The organism is Micromonospora sp. DT46, assembly GCF_049841735.1.
Classification (GTDB): Bacteria; Actinomycetota; Actinomycetes; order Mycobacteriales; family Micromonosporaceae; genus Micromonospora; species Micromonospora reichwaldensis.
Window position 1 is genome coordinate 12,729 of the sequence record NZ_JBNCKW010000008.1, and the last position, 16,090, is coordinate 28,818.

A 16,090-nucleotide genomic window follows, 5' to 3' on the forward strand; every position below is an offset into this window, starting at 1 on the left:
ACGTAACGTTGACGTGATGGAGTGCTCGCATGACTGACTCCTTCACCGGTCCCGACCCGAGCCGGGCCAGGGCACACCGCACCTACGAGGCGCTGCACCGGATCACCGAGCGGCACGCCGGCACCGAGACGCGGCGCCGCCGACACACCAACCCCTACGTACCGGACACCTACGAGGCGGTCGCGCTCGTCACCGCCCTCGCCGCCGGCGGGGCCGAGGTCGAGCCCGACGAGGAGCCCGTCGACGAGGCGGACCTCGTCGCGGCGCTCACCCTCGTCCCGCACCTGCGCGCCGAGGTCGACACGATGGAGGCGGGGCTGCTGACGCTGGCCCGCAGCCGCGGACTGACCTGGCAGCAGATCGCGTACGGGCTCGGGCTGGGCAGCGCGCAGGCCGCCAAGCAGCGCTTCGAACGGCTCTCCGCCCGCACCGCCACCACCGAATGACGCCGCCGATGGACGAGACTGGGCGCGGGATCGGTGTCGAGGAGGACGCGATGACGCGCGAGGAGATGCTGGCGTACTGCCTGGGGAAGCCGGGAGCCTGGCTCGACCGGCCGTGGGAGGGCGACGAGGTGGTGAAGGTCGGCAGCCGGATCTTCGCCTTCCTCGGCTCCGCCGGCGGCGACCAGCCGACCGTCGGGGTGAAGTGCGGCCCGAGCCGGGACGTGGCCGACGAGTGGCTGCACCGGCACCCGGGCGACGCGCGGCCGTCGCCGTACATCGGGCGCGCCGGCTGGAACACGCTGCGCCTGGCCGGCGGGATCGACGAGGAGGAGCTGATCGAGGCGGTCGACGCCTCGTACGACGCGGTGGTGGCGAAGCTGCCGAAGCGGGAGCGCCCGGCGGGCTGAACCCCGCGCGACGCCGACGGCGCCGCGCGGGGTCGGCGACTCAGCGGGGTACGACCCGCTCGGCGGCCCACTCCCGCCAGGTGGCGAGCTTGTCGGCGGCGGCGGCGAGCTGGTCGGCGACCGGCCCGGGACCGGTCGAGCCGGGCGTGATCCGGGCGGCGAGCGCCGAGCGGACGGAGAGCACGTCGCGCACCGACGGGTCGAGGTGCTCGCTGACCGCGGCGAGGTCGTCGTCGCTGACCTCGTCGAGGGCGCAGTCCCGGGCCACGCAGAGCGCCACCAACCTGCCGGTGATCTCGTGCGCGTCGCGGAACGGCACGTTGCGGCGCACCAGCCAGTCCGCGACCTCGGTGGCGAGGGAGAAGCCCACCGGCGCGGCCGCGACGAGCCGGTCGGCGCGTACGGTCATCGTGGAGATCATCCCGGCGAGCGCCGGCAGCAGCAGCTCCAGGGTGTCGACCGCGTCGAAGGCCGGCTCCTTGTCCTCCTGCATGTCCCGGTCGTAGCTCATCGGCAGGCCCTTGAGCATGGTGAGCACGCTCATCAGCCCGCCGACGAGCCGGCCGGACTTGCCCCGGGCCAGCTCGGCGATGTCCGCGTTCTTCTTCTGCGGCATGATCGACGAACCGGTGGCGAACGCGTCGTCCAGCTCCACCCAGCCGAACTCCTGCGACGTCCAGAGCACCACCTCCTCGCCGAGGCGGGACAGGTGCACCCCGATCAGCGCGGTGACGAACAGGAACTCGGCGACGAAGTCCCGGTCGGCGACCGCGTCCATCGAGTTGGCGAAGGACGTGCGGAAGCCCAGCTCCTTGGAGACGGCCACCGGGTCCAGCGGCAGGCCGGAGCCGGCGAGCGCGCCCGCGCCGAGCGGGCTGACCGCCGTGCGGTGGTCCCAGTCGCTCAGCCGCTCCAGGTCGCGCAGCAGCGGCTGCACGTGGGCCAGCAGCCAGTGCCCGAACGTGACCGGCTGGGCGTGCTGCAGGTGCGTCATGCCGGGTGCGGCGGTCTCCACGTGCCGCTCGGCCTGCTCGACCAGGGCCTCGGCCAGCTCGACCAGCCGACCGGCCACGCCCCGGGCGTGGTCGCGCAGGTAGAGCCGCAGGTCGGTGGCGACCTGGTCGTTGCGGGACCGGCCGGCGCGCAGCTTGCCGCCGAGGCTGCCGAGCCGCTCCAGCAGGCCGCGCTCCAGGGCGGTGTGCACGTCCTCGTCGTCGACCGTGGGACGGAACTGCCCGGAGGCGCAGGCGGCCTCCAGGTCGTCCAGGGCGGCGAGGATCCGGCCCAGTTCGTCCGGGTCGAGCAGGCCGGCGCCCGCGAGCACCCGGGCGTGCGCCCGGGACGCCGCGATGTCGTACGGGGCCAGCCGCCAGTCGAACTGCACGCTCACCGACAGGCGGGCCAGGGCCTCGGCGGGGCCGCCGGCGAATCGGCCGCCCCACAGGCTCGTGCGGTTGGTGGCGGCGCTGTTCTCGGTCAGGCTCTTGTCGTCCACGGCGCCCATTCTGGTGGTCATGGTCAGCAGCCGCCCAACCGGGCGTCCCGTGCGGCGGCCATCTCGCTCGGCAGGCCCCAGAGCCGCACGAAGCCCTTCGCCAGGGACTGGTCGAAGGTGTCGCCGGTGTCGTAGGTGGCCATGCCGAAGTCGTAGAGGCTGGCCTCGGAGCGGCGTCCGGTGACGGTGGCCCGGCCGCCGTGCAGGGTCAGCCGTACCTCGCCGGTGACGTGCCGCTGCGCGTCGTCGATGAACGCGTCCAGCGCGCGCTTCAGCGGCGAGAACCAGAGGCCGTCGTAGACCAGCTCCCCCCAGCGCTGGTCGACGCCGCGCTTGAACCGGGCCAGGTCCCGCTCCACGGTCACCGCCTCCAACTCCTGGTGGGCCGTGATCAGCGCAATCGCGCCCGGCGCCTCGTACACCTCGCGGCTCTTGATGCCGACGAGGCGGTCCTCGACCATGTCGAGCCGGCCGACGCCCTGGGCGCCCGCGCGCCGGTTGAGCTCCCGGATCGCCTGGTACGGGGTGACGGTCTCGCCGTCGATCGCCACCGGCACGCCGGCGTCGAAGGTGATCACGACCTCGTCGGCGTCGCGTTCCTGCGCCGGGTCGCAGGTGTACGAGTAGAGGTCCTCGACTGGCGCGTTCCAGATGTCCTCCAGGAAGCCCGTCTCGACGGCGCGGCCCCACAGGTTCTGGTCGACGGAGTACGGGGACTTCGCCGACACGTCGATCGGCAGCCCCTTCTCCTCGGCGAAGGCGATCGCCTTGTCCCGGGTCCAGGCGAAGTCCCGGGCCGGCGCGACGATCCTCAGGTCGGGGGCGAGCGCGCCGAGGCCGACCTCGAAACGGACCTGGTCGTTGCCCTTGCCGGTGCAGCCGTGCGACACGATGGTGCCGCCGTGCTTGCGGGCCGCGGCCACCAGGTGCTTGACGATCAGCGGCCGGGACAGCGCGGAGACCAACGGGTAGCGGTCCATGTAGAGCGCGTTCGCGCGGATGGCCGGCAGGCAGTACCCGGCGGCGAACTCGTCGCGGGCGTCGACCACCTCCGACTCCACGGCGCCGCAGTCCAGGGCGCGCTGCCGGATGGCGTCGAGGTCCTCGCCGCCCTGCCCGACGTCCACCGCCACGGCGATCACCTCGGCGCCGGTCTCCTCGGCCAGGTACGGGATGGCGACGGAGGTGTCGAGCCCTCCGGAGTAGGCGAGCACAACCCGCTCGGTCATGGTGTGGTGTTCCCTTCGACGTTCTCTTCGCGGCGGGCCCAGCCGGCGAGCTTGTCGCCGAGTGCGGCCCCGCCGACGGCCTCGCGGGCCACGACGAGGATGGTGTCGTCGCCGGCGATGGTGCCGACGATCTCGGGCAGGCCCGCCCGGTCCAACGCGCTGGCAAGGTAGTGGGCTGCGCCCGGCGGGGTGCGCAGTACGGCGATGTTGCCGCTGGCGTCGACCCCGTTGAGCAGCTCGCGCAGCAGCCGGACCAGCCGGGCCGGTGCCGCCTCGGCGTCACGCAGCGGCCGGTGGCCGTCCTCCGGGATGAGGTAGACGGCCCGCCCGTCGCCGCCGCGCGCGGTGACCGCACCCAACTCCTTGAGGTCCCGGGAAAGGGTGGCCTGGGTGACCTGGATGCCGTCGCCGGAGAGCAGGTCGGCCAGCTCGGTCTGCGAGTGGATCGCCTTCTCGCGGATCAGCTCGACGATGCGGGCGTGCCGGGCGGCACGGGTCAGCGGGGCGGTCATGGTGTCTCCCTGGTCGCGGCGACGCCCGGCGCCGCCGCGTCCGGGGCGGCGGGCGCGGCCCCGAGGAGGAACGTCAGCAGCGCCTTCTGGGCGTGCAGCCGATTCTCCGCCTGGTCGAACACGACGCTCTGCGGGCCGTCGAGCACCTCGTCGGTGATCTCCTCGCCCCGGTGCGCGGGCAGGCAGTGCAGCACGACGGCGTCGGGCGCGGCGTGCCCGAGCAGCGCGGCGTTGACCTGGTACGGCAGGAACGGGGTGATCCGGTCCAGCCCGTCGTCCTCCTGCCCCATCGACGTCCAGGTGTCCGTGGCGACCACGTCGGCGCCGGCCACCGCCGCCACCGCATCGGTCAGCGCCTGCACCGAACCCCCGGTGCCGGCGGCGATCTTCGCGGCCCGGGCGACCACCTCCGGGTCGGGGCCGAAGCCCGCCGGCCCGGCGACCCGGACGTGCATGCCGGCGGTCGCTCCGGCGAGCAGGTACGAGTGGGCGAGGTTGTTCGCCGCGTCGCCGACGTACGCCAGCGTCCGCCCGGCGGTGCCGCCGCAGTGCTCGCGGACGGTGAGCAGGTCGGCCAGGAGCTGGCAGGGATGGAAGCCGTCGGTGAGCGCGTTGACCACCGGCACGCTGGCGCCGTCGGCCACCTCGGCGATCCGGTCGTCGCCGTGGGTACGCAGCACGATCGCCGCCACGTAGCGGGACAGCACCCGGCCGGCGTCGGCCAGCGTCTCGCCCCGCCCGAAGTGGGTGACCTGGGTGTCCACCACGAGGGGATGTCCACCCAGCTCGGCGATGCCCACGTCGAACGAGAACCGGGTACGCAGGCTCTGCTTGTCGAACAGCACCGCCACCGACCGGGGCCCGGCCAGCGGCCGGTGACCGAACCGGTCGGCCTTCATCCGCGCCGCCAGATCGAGCACGGCCGACTGCTCGGCGGGGCTCAGGTCGTCGTCCCGCAGGAAGTGCCGGATCACGCCCCCGCCTCCGTCGTACTCGACATCGCCACGGTGGGCGCGGTGGGCGGCGTCGAGATCTTGGTAGGTTCCGGCCCCTGGAGGGGCCGTTTCTCACCAAGATCTGGTGCAGAGTCGGCGGCGCGGGCGGCGACGGCGGCCGAGGATGCGCCTGCAGCCACCGGGGATGCGCCGGCAGCCGCCGGGACGGAGGCGGCGGCAGGGACGGAGGCCGCAGGGGCAGGGGCAGAGACAGGGGCCGGGACCGTGCCGGCGGCGGCCGGGGACGCCGCGTCGAGGGCGGCCGGGAGGGCGGCCAGGAAGTCGTCGGTCTGGGCGACGGTGAGGATCAGCGGCGGGGCGAGCCGTACCACGCCGGGCTGCACCGGGTTGACCAGGAAGCCGGCCTCGCGCAGCGCCTCGGCGAGCACCTTCGAGACGGGCGCGGCGAGCACCACGCCGAGCAGCAGGCCCGCGCCGCGTACGCCGTCGACCAGCGGGTGGCCCAGCGCCTCGATCCCCCGGCGCAGCCGCTCGCCGACCCGCTTGACGTGGTCGAGCAGCCCCTCGCTGGCGATGGTCGACACCACCGCGAGGGCGGCGGCGCAGCTCACCGGGTTGCCGCCGAAGGTGGTGCCGTGCGAGCCGGGGGCCAGCAATTCGGCGGCCCGACCGAAGGCCAGGCAGGCGCCGATGGGCAGCCCGCCGCCGAGGCCCTTGGCAAGGGTCACCACGTCGGGCTCGATCCCGTCGGCCTGGTGCGCGAACCAGTGCCCGGTACGCCCGACACCGGTCTGCACCTCGTCGAGCACCAGCAGCGCGCCGTGCCGGGCGGTGATCCGGCGTGCAGCGGCCAGGTAGCCGGCCGGCGGGACCACCACGCCGTTCTCCCCCTGGATCGGCTCCAGGATCACCATCGCGGTGGCGTCGGTGACAGCCGCCTCCAGGGCCGCCACGTCGCCGTAGTCGACGTGGGTCACCTCGCCGGGCAGCGGGCGGAACGGGTCGGCCTTGGCCGGCTGGCCGGTGAGGGCGAGCGCGCCCATCGTCCGGCCGTGGAAGCCGCCCCGGGTGGCGACCACGTGCGAGCGGCCCGTCAGCCGGGAGAGCTTGAACGCCGCCTCGTTGGCCTCCGCGCCCGAGTTGGCGAAGAAGACCCGTCCCGGCCGCCCGGCCAGGGCCAGCAGCAGCTCGGCGAGGGCCACCGGCGGTTCGGCGATGTAGAGGTTCGAGACGTGCCCGAGGGTGGCGACCTGCTTCGACACGGCGGCCACCACGGCCGGGTGGGCGTGGCCGAGGGCGTTGACCGCGATGCCGCCGACGAGGTCGACGTACTCCCGGCCGGCGTCGTCGACCACGACGGCGCCGGAGCCTGCGACGAGGGCGAGCGGCGGCGTGCCGTAGTTGTCCATCATGGACTGTGCCCAGCGCTCGACGAGCGTGCTCATCCGGCGATCGTGCCTTCCTGGTTGGCGGCGGCGGAGCTGACAGGCCCGCTCCGCGCGCTGACGGCGTCCTCTTCGTTCGCGACTGCGGGGCTTGGTCGCTCCGCTCCCGCACTCCTCGCGCTCACGACCATGGTTCCGAATCCTTCCGAGGTGAAGACCTCCAGCAGCGTGGAGTGGGCGACGCGGCCGTCCACGACGTGCGCGGCCGGCACGCCCTGCCGCACCGCCCGTAGGCACGCCTCCATCTTCGGGACCATGCCGCTGGACAGCGACGGCAGCAGCGCCGCCAGTTCGTCGACGGTGATCTCGCTGATCAGGCTGTCGGTGTCGGGCCAGTCGGCGTAGAGGCCCGGCACGTCGGTGAGGACCACCAGCTTGCGGGCGTCCAGGGCGACGGCGAGCGCGGCGGCGGCGGTGTCGGCGTTCAGGTTGTGCAGCACCCCGTCGGCGTCGGGCGCCACGGTGGAGATCACCGGGATGCGACCGGCGCCGATCAGGTCGGTGACCGCTGAGACGTCGACCGACTCGACGTCGCCGACCTGCCCGACGTCGACCGGTTCCCCGTCCACGTACGCGGGCCGCCGCACGGCGGTGAACAGGCCGGCGTCCTCGCCGGAGAGGCCCACCGCGAACGGGCCGTGGGCGTTGATCAGGCCGACGAGTTCCCGGCCGACCTGGCCGACCAGAACCATCCGGACCACGTCCATCGCCTCCGGGGTGGTGACCCGCAGGCCGCCCCGGAACTCGCTGGCGATGCCCAGCCGGCCGAGCATGGCGGAGATCTGCGGGCCGCCCCCGTGCACCACGACCGGCCGGAGGCCGGCGTAGCGCAGGAAGACCATGTCGGCGGCGAAGGCCCGCTGGAGCTCGGGGTCGACCATGGCGTTGCCGCCGTACTTGACCACGACGGTCGAGCCGGAGAAGCGGGCCAGCCAGGGCAGCGCCTCGATCAGCGTGGCCGCCTTGACCTGGGCGCGGGCGAGGTCGGTGGAGAGGCTCATGTCGAGTAGGCCGAGTTCTCGTGCACGTACGCATGGGACAGGTCGTTGGTCCAGATCGTGGCCTCGGCGGCGCCGGCGTGCAGGTCGATGCGGATGGTGACGTCCCGGCCGGTCAGGTCGACCTTCGACCGGTCCTCGGCGGCGGCACCGGAGCGGCACACCCAGACGCCGTTGACGGCGACGTCGACCCCGTCGGGCTCGAACGCGGCGGCGGTGGTGCCGACGGCGGCGAGGATCCGGCCCCAGTTCGGGTCGTTACCGAACAGCGCGGTCTTGACCAGGTTGTTGCGCGCCACCGAGCGCCCCACCTCGACGGCGTCGTCCTCGCTGGCCGCGCCGACCACGTCGATGGCGATCTGCTTGGTGGCGCCCTCGGCGTCGGCGATGAGCTGCTGTGCCAGGTCGTGGGCGGCGGCCGTGACCGCCGCCGCCAGCTCGGCCGGGGTCGGCGCGATGCCGCTCGCGCCGCTGGCCAGCAGCAGCACCGTGTCGTTTGTCGACATGCAGCCGTCGGAGTCGATCCGGTCGAAGGTGACCCGGCACGCCTCCCGCAGGGCGGCGTCGAGGGCCTCGGGCCCGGCCACCGCGTCCGTGGTCAGCACGCAGAGCATGGTGGCCATCGCCGGGGCGAGCATGCCGGCGCCCTTGGCCATGCCGCCGACCGTCCAGCCGCTGCCCCGGGCCACCGCGGTCTTGGGCCGGGTGTCCGTGGTCATGATGGCCTCGGCCGCCGCCGGGCCGCCGTCGCGCGCCAGCCGGCGGATCGCCGAGCGTACGCCGGGAAGCAGCTTGCCCATCGGCAGCCGCTCGCCGATCAGGCCGGTCGAGCAGACCGCCACGTCGGCGGCGCCCAGCATCAGCCGCGGGCTGGCGGCGGTGAGCGCGGCGGCGGTGTGCTCGGCCGTGGCGTGGGTGTCCTGGAAGCCGGCCGGGCCCGTGCAGGCGTTGGCGCCACCGGAGTTGAGCACCACGGCGCGCGCGACGCCGCCGCGCACCACCTGCTGCGTCCAGAGCACCGGCGCGGCCTTGACCCGGTTGGCGGTGAACACGCCGGCGACACCGGCGTCCGGGCCGTCGTTGACGACCAGCGCGACGTCGCTCGCGCCACTGGTCTTGAGCCCGGCGGCCACCCCGGCCGCCCGGAACCCCCGCGGAGTCGTGACGCTCACTGCACCAGTCCTTCGTTCGTGGCTACGGAACTCACGGCGCGACTCCCCAGGTGGACAGGCCCGTCGTCTCCGGCAGGCCGCACATCAGGTTGGCGTTCTGCACGGCCTGGCCGGCGGCGCCCTTGCCGAGGTTGTCCAGCGCGCTCAGCACGATCATCCGGCGGGAGTCGACGTCGACCGTGGCCTGCAGGTGGCAGGAGTTGGAGCCGAGGGTGGCGGCGGTGTGCGGCCAGGCCCCCTCGGGCAGGACGTGCACGAAGGGCGCGTCCGCGTACGCCTCGGCGAGCACCGCCCGCGGGTCGACGCCCCGGGCCGGCACCGCCGTCACGGTGGCGAGGATGCCCCGGGGCATCGGCGCGAGCACCGGGGTCAACGACAGGCCGGTCGCGCCGGTGGCCTGCTTGATCTCCGGGACGTGCTGGTGGGTGCCCACGCGGTAGGGCGACAGGTCGCCCATCACCTCGCTGCCGAGCAGGTGCGGCTTGGCCGCCTTGCCGGCGCCGGAGGTGCCGGAGGCGGCGACGACCACCACGTCGGCCGGGGAGGCGGCGCCGGCGGCGACCAGCGGGGCGAGGGCCAGGATGATGGCGGCGGCGTAGCAGCCGGTGTTGGCGACCCGGGTGGCGCCGGCGATCAGCTCTCGCTGGCCGGGCAGCTCGGGCAGGCCGTAGGTCCACGGCCCGGCGTGCGTGCCGCCGTAGTAGTTGGCCCAGGCGTAGGGGTCGGCGAGCCGGTGGTCGGCGCCCAGGTCGACGACCCGGACCTCGGGCGGCAGCTGGGCAGCCAGGGCCGCCGACTGTCCGTGCGGCAGGGCCAGGAAGACCAGGTCCGCGTCGGCCAGCGTCGCCGCGTCCGTCTCGCCGAGGACCAGGTCCAGGCCGGCGAGCTGCGGGTGTACGACGTCGAGCCGGTGCCCGGCCTGGCTGTGCGCGGTGGCGGCGACCAGATCGAACTCCGGATGCCCGGCGACCAGGCGGATCAGCTCGCCGCCGGCGTAGCCGCTCGCCCCGGCGACCGCGACTCGGATACCCATCCCCACCTCCGCATGACTATGCAGAGGAGGCTAGCAAGCGGCGACACCTGTCTGCAAGTTCATGCAGTCGACTGCATGGGAATGAGACTGGTCCCGATCACGCTCCCACCCACCTGTGGAGCCGGGAAACGACGAGGGCTCCTCCCGCGCCGGCGGAAGGAGCCCTCGTCGTCACTCAGGCGCCGCGCAGGGTGGCGCCGAAGCGTTCCGCGGCGCGGGCGACCGCCGCGTCCCGGGCGGCCACCGCCTCCTCCACGGTCAGCGTCCGGTCCGGGGCCCGGAAGGTGAGCTTGTACGCCAGCGACCTGCGCCCCTCACCGAGCTGCTCCGAGGCGTACACGTCGAACAGGCGCACCTGCTCCAGCAGCCCACCGGCGCCCTCGACGAGGGCCTGCTGCACCTGCGCCGCGGGCACCGAGGCGTCCACCACCAGCGCCACGTCGATCAGCGCCGGGGGGAAGCCCGAGACGACCGGCCCGGACGCCACCGGGGCGGCCGGCAGCGCGTCCAGGTCCAGTTCCATGGCGCTGGTCCGCCGGGGCAGCTCCAGCGCCGCCACGACAGCCGGGTGCAGCTCGCCGGCGTGCCCGACCACCGTGCCGTCGACCAGCAGCTCGGCGCAGCGGCCGGGGTGCCAGGGGGCGTACTCGGCGGCCCGGACCTCGATCCGGTCCGCCGGGACGTCGGCGGCGGCGAGCACGTCGCGGCCGGCCTCCACGGCGTCCGCCCAGCCGGCCGGGCGGCCCGCGCCCCACCAGCCGGCCGGCTCCACGTCGCCGGTCAGCACGACGGCGACGTGCCGGGGCTGGTCGGGCACCACCGCGTCGGCGGCGGCGAACTCCTCGTCGGTGGGTCGCCGGTCCACGCCCATCGCCGGCGGGCGGCCGGCGTCGGGACGCGGGTGGAACACCGCGCCGATCTCGTAGAGGGCGAGGTCGCGCTGGCCCCGGCCGAGGTTGCGCTTCGCGATGCCGAGCAGCGGGCCGAGCAGCGTGGTGCGCAGCAGCGGCTCCTCCTCCGACAGCGGGTTGGCCAGTCGCACCGCGCTCCGGCGCGGGTCGTCGGCCGGCAGGCCGAGCTGGTCGGCCAGCCCGGGGGCGACGAACGGGTGCGCGAGCACCTCCACGTACCCCCGCTCGGCGAGCGACCGGGCCACGGCCCGGCGGCGGCGCTGCTGCCAGGTCAGGCCGCGGCCGGGCGGCGCGGTCGGCAGCACCGACGGCACCCGGTCGTACCCGTCGAGGCGGACCACCTCCTCGACCAGGTCGGCCGGGTCGGTCAGGTCGGGCCGCCAGGTCGGCGGGGTGACGCTGAGCGCGCCCCCGGTGCCGGCGGCCACGCCGACCTCGCCCGGGTCCTCGGCCAGCCGGTCGGCGCCCCGGGCCACCGTGCAGCCGACCTGCTCCAGCAGGGCGGCCACCCGCGCGGGCGGGTAGCTCACGCCGATCCGCTGGCTCGGCAGGTCGGCCGGCAGGACGACCGGGGTACGCGGCCGGACGTGGTCGATGTCGAGGATCTCGTCACCGGCCGCGCCGCCCGCGTGCTCGGTGAGCAGCCGGACCGCCCGCGCGATGGCCACCAGCGGCAGGGCCGGGTCGACGCCCCGCTCCCACCGCTTCGCCGCCTCGCTGAACAGCTTGTGCCGGCGGGCAGTGCGCCCGACCATCACCGGGTCCCAGTGGGCGGCCTCGAAGAGCACGTTCGTCGTCCCGGCGACGACCTCGCTGGTCTCGCCACCCATCACTGCGGCCAGTGAGATCGGGCCGGTCTCATCGCAGATGACCATGTCCTCGGGCGCGAGGGCGCGGGTGACCCCGTCCAGGGTGGTCAGCTTCTCCCCCGCCTCGGCGCGGCGGACCACCAGCGGCCCGGCGATCCGGTCGGCGTCGAAGGCGTGCATCGGCTGGCCCAGTTCGAGCATCACGTAGTTGGTGATGTCGACCGGCAGCGAGATGCTGCGGATGCCGGCGACGGTGAGCCGCCGCTGCATCCAGTCGGGGGTCGGCGCCGTCGGGTCGACGCCGCGCACGAGGCGGGCGGCGAACCGGTCGCAGCCGACGGTGTCGCGCACCTCGACCGGGTAGGCCGGCTCGACGGTGCCGCCGGGCGCGGGCGCCAGGCCCGGGTCGCGGAACGGCACGCCGAGGGCGTGCGACAGCTCCCGGGCCAGGCCGCGGACGCTCATCGCGTACCCCCGGTCGGGGGTGATCTCCAGGTCGACCACGACGTCGTCGAGGCCGACCACGGGCCGCGCGTCGTCGCCCGGCTTGGCCGGGGTGTCCGCGGGCAGCACGACGATGCCGTCGTGGTCGTCGCCCAGGCCCAGCTCCCGCGCGGAGCAGATCATGCCGTGGGAGTTGCGCCCGTACGTCTTGCGCGCGCCGATGGCGAAGCCGCCGGGCAGCACGCCGCCGGGGAGGATCACCACCACCCGGTCGCCGGGGGCGAAGTTGCGCGCCCCGCAGACGATCTCCTGCGGCTCGCCGGTGCCGTTGGCGTCGCCGACGTCGACCCGGCAGAACCGGATCGGCTTCTTGAAGCCGGTCAGCTCCTCGATCTCGCGGACCTCACCGACCACCAGCGCACCGGTGACGGTCTCCCGCAGGTCCACCACGGACTCGACCTCGATGCCCAGGCCGACCAGGGCCTGCTCCAGGTCGCCGGCGGGCAGGTCGGCCGGGAGGTCGACGTACTCCCGCAGCCAACTGACAGAAACTCGCATGACTCAGACCACCGTCTCCATGACTCGTACCCGCATCGCCTACGCCCCGGTCCCGAACGCGCGGGTGAACCGCACGTCGCCCTCGGCCATGTCCCGCATGTCGCTGACCCCGTGCCGGAACATCACCGTCCGGTCGATGCCCATGCCGAACGCGAATCCGGAGTAGACCTCGGGGTCGATGCCGCAGGCGCGCAGCACCCGCGGGTTGACCATGCCGCAACCGCCCCACTCGACCCAGCGCGGGCCGTCGCGGTGCTCGGGGAACCAGACGTCGAACTCGGCCGACGGCTCGGTGAACGGGAAGTAGTGCGGCCGGAAGCGGGTCTTCGCGCCCTCGCCGAACATCGCCCGGGCGAAGTGGTCCAGGGTGCCACGCAGGTGCGCCATGGTGATGCCCCGGTCCACCACGAGCCCCTCCACCTGGTGGAAGACCGGCGCGTGGGTGGCGTCCAGCTCGTCCGTGCGGTAGACCCGGCCCGGCACGATCACGTAGATCGGCGGCTTGCGGGTCAGCATGGTGCGCGCCTGCACCGGCGAGGTGTGCGTACGCAGGACGAGGCCGGAGCCCTCCGTGCCCTCCGGCGGCGCGACGTGGAAGGTGTCCATCAGGCCGCGCGCCGGGTGGTCGGCGGGGATGTTCAGGGCGTCGAAGTTGGTCCACTCCAGCTCGACCTCGGGCCCCTCGGCCACCTCGTAGCCCATGCCGACGAACAGGTCGCTGACCTGCTCCATCAGGGTGCTGATCGGGTGCCGGGCGCCCCGGGGCCGCCGGTCGTGGGGCAGCGTCACGTCGACGCGCTCCTCCACCAGCACCCGTTGCGCCTGCTCCCGGTCCAGGACCTCCTGGCGGGCCGCGTACGCGGCGTCGATGGCGCGGCGGGCCTCGTTGACCCGCTTGCCGGCGTCGGACTTGGCGGCCGGCGGCAGCGCGCCGATCTCGCGGCGGGCCAGCGAGACCGGGGACCGGTCGCCGAGGTGCGCCGGGCGAAGCGCGGTCAGCGCGTCCGGGTCACCGGCCTCGGCGAACGCCTTCTCGGCGGCGGCGACGGCCTCGGCCAGGGCGGCCGGGTCGAGCAGGGCGACCTGCTTCGGGTCGTACGGATCGTTGCGGTAGCTCATGGCGTACGGGCACTCCCTCACGGCGGCGCCAGCCCTCACGGGCGGCGAAGCGAGTCTACGGACGCGCGGCTGTGCCGCAGCCCGCCGGTGGGAGTTGTGCGGAGAGCAGGTCAGGCCCGCCGCCCGCCGACACCGGCGGGCTGGCTAAACGAACGCCGTGGCGCGTTCATGGGCGGACGGTCTCCCCTGCGATCTGACTCGACGGTCGGGTCACGACCGCCGCTGTGCTCTCGCCGAAGCGTACAGGCAGACGGCGGCGGCCGCAGCCAGGTTCAGGCTCTCGGCGCGCCCGTGCAGGGGCACCCGGACCCGGGCGTCGGCGGCGGCGGTGAGCGCCTCGGGCAGGCCGTGCGCCTCCGCGCCGAAGAGCCAGGCGGTGGGGGCGGCGAGCCGCCCGTCGTCGGCGAGGTCGTCGAGGTCGTCCTCGCCGTAGCCGGTGGTGGCGAGCACGGTGAGCCCGGCGGCGCGCAACGCCGCGACGACGTCCACCGGGTCGGGCGCGCGGACCACGTCGACGTGGAAGAGGCTGCCGGCCGAGGCCCGCACGCACTTGCCGTTGTACGGGTCGACGGCCTCGCCGGCGAAGACCACCGCACCGGCGCCCGCGGCGTCGGCGGTGCGCAGCACGGTGCCGGCGTTGCCCGGGTCGCGGATCCCGGCGAGCACGGCCACCAGGCGGGGCCCGTCGGCCAAGGCCCGCTCCAGCGGCACGTCGAGGTGGCGGCAGACGGCGACGAGGCCCTGCGGGGCGACGGTCTCGGCCAGCGCGGCGAGCGCCTCGTCGGTCGCCTCGGAGACGGGCACGTCGGCACGGGCCGCGACGGCAGCCAGGTCGGCGTGCCGGTCCAGGGCTGCGGGCGTACCGAAGAGTTCGGTGACCACCCCCGGGCAAGCCAGGGCCTCGCGGACCGCCTGCGGCCCCTCGGCCAGGAAGCGGCCGGCGGCCTCGCGGTCCCGGCGGCGCTGCAACCGGCGGGCGGCGACGACCCTGGGGGTACGCGGGGTGAAGGGGCCGGAGACAGCGTCGAGGCGTCTCCCGCGCGATGGTGACTGCATGGGAGACGCCTCGATCTGCTGGTGCGCGGGGATCAGGCGGCCTGGGCCGCCGCGCCGCCGGTGCCCTCGGCCGCGACCGCGGCCCGGGCCAGCTCGACGATCGCCGCGAAGGCGGCGGCGTCGTTGACGGCCAGGTCGGCCAGGATCTTGCGGTCGACCTCGATGCCGGCCAGGCGCAGGCCCTGGATCAGGCGGTTGTAGGTCATCCCGTTGGCGCGGGCGCCCGCGTTGATCCGCTGGATCCACAGCTGCCGGAAGTCGCCCTTGCGGTCGCGACGGTCCCGGTAGGCGTACTGCATCGAGTGCAGCACCTGCTCCTTGGCCTTGCGGTAGAGGCGGGAGCGCTGACCGCGGTAGCCGCTCGCGGTCTCCAGCAGGGTACGACGCTTCTTCTGGGCGTTCACAGCCCGCTTGACGCGTGCCATCTCAACTCCTAATTACGTAAGGTGGCGCGCGTCAGCGGCCGAGCAGCTTCTTGATGCGCTTGACGTCGGCCTTGGCCAGCACCACGGTGCCGGTCAGCCGACGGGTCTGGGTGGAGGGCTTCTTCTCCAGGTTGTGCCGGAGGCCGGCCTGCTGGGCAACGATCTTGCCCTTGCCGGTCACCTTGACCCGCTTGCCCATTCCCGTGTGGCTCTTCATCTTCGGCATGTGGAACGTCTCTCCCCTGTTACTCGCCGCTGTTGTCGGCGACGGTGCCGGTGTCACCGGCCGCTGCGGGCTCGTCGACCGGGGCGCCCTCGGCGTCCCGTTCCCTCGGCCCGCCCCGGGTGGCCGTGGCGGCGACCGCGGCGGCCTTGGTGGCGCGGTGCGGCGCGAGCACCATGATCATGTTTCGACCGTCCTGCTTCGGAGCGGCCTCGACGTACCCCAGCTCCGAGATCTCCGACTCGAGCCGGCGCAGGAGCCGGTAACCCAGCTCCGGGCGGCTCTGCTCGCGACCGCGGAACATGATCGTCACCTTGACCTTGTCGCCCGCCTTGAGGAACCGCACCACGTGACCCTTCTTGGTCTCGTAGTCGTGCGGGTCGATCTTCGGGCGGAGCTTCATCTCCTTGATGACGGTCTGCTGCTGGTTACGCCGCGCTTCGCGCGCCTTCAGTGCGCTCTCGTACTTGAACTTGCCGAAGTCCATGAGCTTGCACACCGGCGGGCGCGCCATCGGCGCAACCTCGACCAGGTCCAGGTCGACGTCCGCGGCCAGCTGAAGGGCGCGCTCCAGCGGGACGATGCCCACCTGCTCACCCTCGGGGCCGACCAGTCGGACCTCACGTGCCCGGATCTGCTCGTTCACGCGTGGTTCGACGCTGATGGGGCCTCCTCGAGTCGGAATCTCTACGTGGCCGACCCTCGCGGCTCCCGGGTGGGAGCCGGCCCGGAAAGCAGAAGGCCCCGGCGCATGCCAGGGCCCGCTCGACCGGTCGGCACGATCACATGATCGCGCATCCGGTGCCGGGACGTGCCCGGAACCGGTGACCGGACCCGGCCACCGTGGTGGCG

Annotated in this window: 16 protein-coding genes; 2 read left to right on the forward strand and 14 right to left on the reverse strand. The window is 74.2% G+C overall.

Going from position 1 to position 16,090, the window contains the following annotated elements; all coding sequences use genetic code 11:
* The first annotated feature begins 29 nt into the window (after positions 1 to 29).
* Both ACLQ20_RS22260 and ACLQ20_RS22265 read left to right on the forward strand, forming a co-directional pair.
* Complete coding sequence (locus ACLQ20_RS22260) at positions 30 to 446, forward strand: DNA-binding protein (RefSeq protein WP_151455545.1); 417 nt, start codon at positions 30 to 32, stop codon at positions 444 to 446.
* 50 nt (positions 447 to 496) lie between these two features.
* Complete coding sequence (locus tag ACLQ20_RS22265; protein WP_132240196.1) at positions 497 to 853, forward strand: MmcQ/YjbR family DNA-binding protein; 357 nt, start codon at positions 497 to 499, stop codon at positions 851 to 853.
* A gap of 40 nt (positions 854 to 893) precedes the next feature.
* On the opposite strand, the gene argH is transcribed toward ACLQ20_RS22265, so the two are convergent.
* The 14 genes from argH to infC form a co-directional block, all read right to left on the reverse strand.
* Complete coding sequence (argH, locus tag ACLQ20_RS22270) at positions 894 to 2,357, reverse strand: argininosuccinate lyase (RefSeq protein ID WP_327031194.1); 1,464 nt, start codon at positions 2,355 to 2,357, stop codon at positions 894 to 896.
* Between the two features lie 14 nt (positions 2,358 to 2,371).
* Positions 2,372 to 3,577 (reverse strand): argininosuccinate synthase, encoded by a 1,206-nt coding sequence (locus ACLQ20_RS22275; protein ID WP_327027786.1) that lies wholly within the window; start codon positions 3,575 to 3,577, stop codon positions 2,372 to 2,374.
* A complete protein-coding gene (locus tag ACLQ20_RS22280; RefSeq protein ID WP_358120895.1) occupies positions 3,574 to 4,089 on the reverse strand; it encodes an arginine repressor in 516 nt (171 codons plus the stop codon). Before ACLQ20_RS22280 ends, ACLQ20_RS22275 begins: the two co-directional genes overlap by 4 nt.
* Positions 4,086 to 5,063: an ornithine carbamoyltransferase gene (gene argF, locus ACLQ20_RS22285; RefSeq protein ID WP_311414715.1), complete on the reverse strand. Its 978-nt coding sequence runs from the start codon at positions 5,061 to 5,063 to the stop codon at positions 4,086 to 4,088. The genes ACLQ20_RS22280 and argF overlap by 4 nt, the downstream gene beginning before the upstream one ends.
* Positions 5,060 to 6,490, reverse strand: a complete 1,431-nt coding sequence (locus ACLQ20_RS22290) for an acetylornithine transaminase (protein ID WP_425857594.1) — start codon at positions 6,488 to 6,490, stop codon at positions 5,060 to 5,062. Before ACLQ20_RS22290 ends, argF begins: the two co-directional genes overlap by 4 nt.
* Positions 6,487 to 7,491: an acetylglutamate kinase gene (argB, locus tag ACLQ20_RS22295; RefSeq protein WP_425857596.1), complete on the reverse strand. Its 1,005-nt coding sequence runs from the start codon at positions 7,489 to 7,491 to the stop codon at positions 6,487 to 6,489. Before argB ends, ACLQ20_RS22290 begins: the two co-directional genes overlap by 4 nt.
* Positions 7,488 to 8,660, reverse strand: a complete 1,173-nt coding sequence (argJ, locus tag ACLQ20_RS22300; RefSeq protein WP_151454077.1) for a bifunctional glutamate N-acetyltransferase/amino-acid acetyltransferase ArgJ — start codon at positions 8,658 to 8,660, stop codon at positions 7,488 to 7,490. Before argJ ends, argB begins: the two co-directional genes overlap by 4 nt.
* Before the next feature lie 31 nt (positions 8,661 to 8,691).
* Entirely contained in the window at positions 8,692 to 9,693 is a 1,002-nt protein-coding gene (gene argC, locus ACLQ20_RS22305) for an N-acetyl-gamma-glutamyl-phosphate reductase (protein WP_425857598.1), read from the reverse strand.
* Positions 9,694 to 9,868: 175 nt separating this feature from the next.
* On the reverse strand, positions 9,869 to 12,415 hold the full coding sequence (gene pheT / locus ACLQ20_RS22310) for a phenylalanine--tRNA ligase subunit beta (RefSeq protein ID WP_151454079.1): 2,547 nt from the start codon (positions 12,413 to 12,415) through the stop codon (positions 9,869 to 9,871).
* A 39-nt stretch (positions 12,416 to 12,454) separates the two neighbouring features.
* Positions 12,455 to 13,534 carry a phenylalanine--tRNA ligase subunit alpha gene (gene pheS / locus ACLQ20_RS22315; RefSeq protein ID WP_132240216.1) on the reverse strand — a complete coding sequence of 360 codons (1,080 nt, stop codon included), beginning with the start codon at positions 13,532 to 13,534 and terminating at the stop codon, positions 12,455 to 12,457.
* A 210-nt stretch (positions 13,535 to 13,744) separates the two neighbouring features.
* Positions 13,745 to 14,590 carry a TrmH family RNA methyltransferase gene (locus tag ACLQ20_RS22320; protein ID WP_151454080.1) on the reverse strand — a complete coding sequence of 282 codons (846 nt, stop codon included), beginning with the start codon at positions 14,588 to 14,590 and terminating at the stop codon, positions 13,745 to 13,747.
* A gap of 32 nt (positions 14,591 to 14,622) precedes the next feature.
* Positions 14,623 to 15,015, reverse strand: a complete 393-nt coding sequence (rplT, locus tag ACLQ20_RS22325; protein ID WP_030335718.1) for a 50S ribosomal protein L20 — start codon at positions 15,013 to 15,015, stop codon at positions 14,623 to 14,625.
* Positions 15,016 to 15,046: 31 nt separating this feature from the next.
* Entirely contained in the window at positions 15,047 to 15,241 is a 195-nt protein-coding gene (gene rpmI / locus ACLQ20_RS22330; RefSeq protein WP_007458415.1) for a 50S ribosomal protein L35, read from the reverse strand.
* A gap of 19 nt (positions 15,242 to 15,260) precedes the next feature.
* Positions 15,261 to 15,884: a translation initiation factor IF-3 gene (gene infC, locus ACLQ20_RS22335; RefSeq protein ID WP_327027774.1), complete on the reverse strand. Its 624-nt coding sequence runs from the start codon at positions 15,882 to 15,884 to the stop codon at positions 15,261 to 15,263.
* Positions 15,885 to 16,090: the final 206 nt, after the last annotated feature.